1 protein-coding gene is annotated in these 1,086 nt (G+C 75.0%); it reads right to left on the reverse strand.

The genetic code is table 11. The features are described from left to right. Window positions 1-12: 12 nt before the first annotated feature. Window positions 13-1,086, reverse strand: a 1,074-nt coding sequence (locus tag E2E34_RS34510) for an ADP-ribosylglycohydrolase family protein (RefSeq protein WP_138905742.1), incomplete at its 5' end; no start/stop codon positions are given.

Below are 1,086 nucleotides of genomic sequence, written 5' to 3' on the forward strand. Positions count from 1 at the left end.
CAGTGGGGGTGGTCATGGCCGGAGTGCCTCCGTGTGGGTGAGGTGGGCCAGGGTGTCGAAGCCGATGCCGTCCAGGCCGGCGACGGACGTGGCCAGGCGGTTGCGGAGGGGGTCGGTCCACCGCGCCGGAAGGGCCCCGGGGGAGCCCGCGAGGAGGCCGGCGACGCTGCCGGCCGTGGCGCCGTTGGAGTCCGTGTCCCAGCCGCCGGACACGGCGCGGCAGATGGAGCCGGTGAAGTCGCCGTCGGCGTGGGTGAGGGCGGCGGCGATCAGCGCGGCGTTCGGGAGGACGTGCACCCAGTGGTGGTGCCCGTAGGCGGCGTGGAGGTCGTCGACGACGGTGTCGAACGGTGCCCGGGACGCCTTGGCCGCCGCGTTGATGCCGTGGCGGACCGCTTGGGACAGGCGCGACTTCGGGGGGATCACGCTCAGGCCGGTGCGCAGGCACCCGTGCACGTCGGTGGCGCCGGCTGCGGCCTCCGCGATGGTCGCGGCGGTGAACATGGCGCCGTACACCCCGTTGGCCGTGTGGGTGAGGGTCGCGTCCCGGTGGGCCTGCTCGGCGGCTGCCGCCGGGTTGCCGGGGTGCGTCCAGCCGTGGATGTCGGCCCGGATCAGGGCGCCGATCCACTCGCGGAACGGGTTCCGGTGGACGGCGGTGTGAGGGGGCGTCAGGCCCAGGAGGAGGTTGCGGTAGGCGACGCGCTCGGCGGTGAAGGCGCGGCCCGCCGGGAGTTCGTCCAGCCAGAGGCCGGCCAGGTGGGTGGTGGTGAACGCCTTGGTGTGGCGCTGGAGGAGGAGCAGGCCGAGGAGGGGGTAGTTGAGGTCGTCGTCCTCCGGCATGCCGTCGATGTTCTCGGCCAGGGAGGTGGCGGCGGAGCGGCGGTTCCAGGGGTGACGGGCGAGGAGGTGACCGGGGACGCCCCGGGCGGTGAACCAGGTCCTCAGGGGCCAGTTGCCGGTGGCGGCGGCCAGTCTCCGGATGGCGGGCAGGGGGAGCTTCTCCACCGGTTTCCCGAGGAGGCAGCCGGCCGCCCGGCCGAGCCAGGCGGCGTGCAGGCGGTCGAGGAGGGGGGTGGCCGGGGC

Origin of the sequence: Streptomyces albidochromogenes (assembly GCF_005981925.1) — a bacterium.
Taxonomy (GTDB): Bacteria; Actinomycetota; Actinomycetes; order Streptomycetales; family Streptomycetaceae; genus Streptomyces; species Streptomyces albidochromogenes.